General features: G+C 63.4%; 5 protein-coding genes. 2 read left to right on the top strand and 3 right to left on the bottom strand.

The annotated features are described in order from the left end of the window. The 3 genes from RUW20_RS03025 to RUW20_RS03015 all read right to left on the bottom strand — a co-directional run. On the bottom strand, positions 1–728 hold a 728-nt coding region (locus RUW20_RS03025), incomplete at its 3' end, for an ATP-binding protein (RefSeq protein ID WP_313950718.1). A 136-nt stretch (positions 729–864) separates the two neighbouring features. Beyond that, on the bottom strand, positions 865–1431 hold the full coding sequence (gene greB / locus RUW20_RS03020) for a transcription elongation factor GreB (RefSeq protein WP_313950717.1): 567 nt from the start codon (positions 1429–1431) through the stop codon (positions 865–867). 115 nt (positions 1432–1546) lie between these two features. Then, positions 1547–1867: a hypothetical protein gene (locus tag RUW20_RS03015; RefSeq protein WP_313950716.1), complete on the bottom strand. Its 321-nt coding sequence runs from the start codon at positions 1865–1867 to the stop codon at positions 1547–1549. A gap of 132 nt (positions 1868–1999) precedes the next feature. On the opposite strand from RUW20_RS03015, the gene RUW20_RS03010 reads away from it, so the two are divergent. Then, positions 2000–2662: an AzlC family ABC transporter permease gene (locus RUW20_RS03010; protein ID WP_313950715.1), complete on the top strand. Its 663-nt coding sequence runs from the start codon at positions 2000–2002 to the stop codon at positions 2660–2662. A gap of 214 nt (positions 2663–2876) precedes the next feature. Next, positions 2877–2980 (top strand): AzlD domain-containing protein (locus tag RUW20_RS21610; RefSeq protein WP_409559290.1); only part of this gene is annotated, 104 nt, incomplete at its 3' end.

Raw genomic sequence — 2980 nt, 5'->3', positions numbered from 1 at the left:
TTGGGACGCGACCACAGTGCCGACGCCTGGTTGACCGTCTCGTCCTCGTCGGTGACCACCTGCGCCTTCTTCTCTTCGTCCCATTTCTCCTTCTTCATCAGGATCGGCAGCGTGATGTGGTCGGAGTACTTGCGAATCGTCTCGCGCACTTTCCAGCTCGAGAGGAACTCGTCCTCGCCCTCGCGCAGGTGCAGAACCACCTCGGTGCCACGCTGCTCACGCTCGACCATCTCGACGGTAAAGTCACCCTCGCCACCCGATTCCCACTGCACCGCCTGATTGGCTTCGAGACCGGCACGACGCGAAGTCACGGTGACCTTGTCGGCAACGATATAGGAGGAATAGAAACCGACGCCGAACTGGCCGATGAGGTGCGCATCCTTGGCCTGGTCGCCGGTCAGTGCCGAGAAGAACTCGCGCGTGCCCGACTTGGCGATGGTGCCCAGGTGTTCGACCGCCTCGTCGCGCGACAGGCCGATACCGTTGTCGGAAATGCTGATCGTCCGCGCCTCCTTGTCGAAGGCCACGCGGATCTTGAGCTCGCTGTCGTCGCCGTAAAGGCCGGCGTTGTTCAGCGCCTCGAAGCGCAGCCGGTCGCAGGCGTCGGAAGCGTTGGAGATCAACTCGCGCAGGAAGATTTCCTTGTTGCTGTACAGCGAGTGGATCATCAAGTTCAGCAGCTGTTTGACTTCCGCCTGGAAACCAAGTGTTTCTTTTTGTACACCCATTGAAGACTCCGTGAAAAGCGTTAAGGAAGAACCGGATCGATCGAAACGGCAGCGCGCCAACGCGCAATGGACCAACACGTGGGGGCGGTCGCAGCGATTTCAAGCCCTGGCGACGACGCCAGCGTGCCGCGGCGCCTCAATCCTCGATCGCCCTATAGGCCACCGTCAGCACCTCGACCTCGCGCGCGCCGGCAGGGCTCTGAAAACGCACCGTATCGCCTTCGCGTGCCTTGAGCAGCGCTCGCGCCAGAGGTGACACCCAGCTGATCCGCCCGCGCGCGAAGTCGGTTTCGTCCACGCCGACGATCTGGTAGGTCTGCTCTTGCCCCTCTTCGTCGGCGATGCTCACCGTGGCGCCAAAGAAGACCTGCTCGGTGCCCTGCCGCCCTGCCGGATCGACGACTTCGGCCAGGTCCAGGCGTTTGGTCAGGAAACGAATCCGTCGGTCGATCTCGCGCAGCCGTCGCTTGCCGTAGATGTAATCGGCGTTCTCCGAGCGATCGCCGTTCGATGCTGCCCACTGCACGACGCCGACCAACTGCGGCCGCTCGACCCGTAACAGCTGGTCGACCTCGGCCAGGATGCGCGCGTGTCCGCCCGGGGTAATGTAGTTGCGGGTGCCCGCCGGCAGGCGGAACGAGGGATCCAGCCCCTCATCCTCGTCTTCGTCGCCGTCGGCTTCCTTGGTGAAGGCCTTGTTCATCGTCGATTGTTGACCAGCGTCATGGGTTTCCCCGCGACCGCGGCTTGCGGAAAAAGAAACGGCGCAGGTCCGGAAACCTGCGCCGCAATCGATGGGTACGGTAGCGGCAGTTCGATCAGTAGCCGATATTGAAGGCGGCGACGTCGATGCGGACCGTATCGCGCCCCAGCGCCAGTGCGGTGTAGCGTGCGAAGCGCGTCGCCCAGTCCTGCCGGTCGACGAAGCGCTGCTCGCCACCGTAACGCGCCACATTGAGAATCTTGTCAATGATCAAGACCTTGCCCATCGGGTTGCTGGGTTCACATTCCAGATCGGCGAACTCCTTGTCAAACCAGCGGCGCGCTTCTTCGGGAGACCCTGCCGCGAGTTCGGCGTGCGGGAACTTGAACTCGTACTCCCTGTCCCGCCCAAACGAAACGATAATGTGATAAACCATCTGCCTCCTCCCGGCGGTGTCCCAAGATTACATTCTGACCCTCTATTCTATTCGTAAAAGCACACCATGCCGCAAGTCCCAAGCAGGCGCACAGAGTTTATTGCCGGTGCCCGCGCCTTTGCGCCAATGAGCATGAGCATCATTCCGTTCGGCGTGGTTTGCGGCGCAGCGGCCAGTACGGCGGGACTGACGGCGCTGCAGGCCTCGGCGATGAGCTGGGTGATCTTCGCCGGATCGGCGCAGATTGCCGCCACGCAACTGTTCGCCAGCGGTGCGCCACTGCTGGTCATTCTGGCGACCGCGGCGATCGTCAACCTGCGTTTCCTGATGTACGCCGCCTCGCTGGCGACCCATTTCCGGAACGAGAACAAGCGCTGGCAGGCGGTGATCGCCTATCTGCTGACCGACCAGGCTTTCGGCCTGACCATCGTGCACTGCACCCAGCACCCGGATCGCCAGCAGGATCTGCGCTGGTTCTATCTCGGTGTGGCCGGGACGACCTGGCTGGCCTGGCAGCTGGCGACGATCGCCGGCATTCTGCTCGGCAGTCTGGTACCGCCCGACTGGTCGCTTGATTTCATCGTTCCGCTGACCTTCATCGCCATGGTCGTGCCACTGCTCGGCGACCGCGCGATGCGGCTCGCCGCCGCCAGCGGCGGGCTGGCCTCGGTGCTGCTGGTGCTGCCGCTGAAGCTCAATCTGATCGGCGCGGCGCTGATCGGCGTCGCCGTCGGCCTGGCGGCCGAGAAGCTGTGGGCCGACGGTTCTGACCTGTCGCAACACCCGCGCTCATGAAAATCATGACCGCTGCCCTCCACTTGCAGTGCGCATTCCGGCTTGCACGCCGGAATCGTTCGCCGGGCAGGGACCATGCTCCCTGAATTCCCCGCCTCACCCCAGGCCCTCCCGCAGCGGGAGAAGGGAGTTTCGCGAGTTGCGGACGCGACTTTCGGGGTGAAGTGTGAGTAACCTCAGCGGCGAGGCCGCCGGCGACCTGTTGGTCTGGTCGATGATCATCGGCATCGGTGTCGCCACCTTCCTCATCCGCTTCGCGCCGATCGCCCTGCTCTCGCGCCTCGAACTGCCGGCAGCGCTCAGACAGGCCTTGCGCTA

This window comes from Accumulibacter sp., assembly GCF_032229525.1.
Taxonomy (GTDB): domain Bacteria; phylum Pseudomonadota; class Gammaproteobacteria; order Burkholderiales; family Rhodocyclaceae; genus Accumulibacter.
The sequence above is the reverse complement of the archived record's forward strand: the minus strand, read 5'-3'. Positions and strand labels throughout refer to the sequence as shown.

Bases quoted from the DNA above. Each gene is read 5' to 3' on its own strand.
- RUW20_RS03010 (WP_313950715.1), top strand. From the start codon at position 2,000: ATGAGCATCATTCCGTTCGGCGTGGTTTGCGGCGCAGCGGCCAGTACG.
- RUW20_RS03015 (WP_313950716.1), bottom strand. From the start codon at position 1,867: ATGGTTTATCACATTATCGTTTCGTTTGGGCGGGACAGGGAGTACGAG.
- greB (WP_313950717.1), bottom strand. From the start codon at position 1,431: ATGAACAAGGCCTTCACCAAGGAAGCCGACGGCGACGAAGACGAGGAT.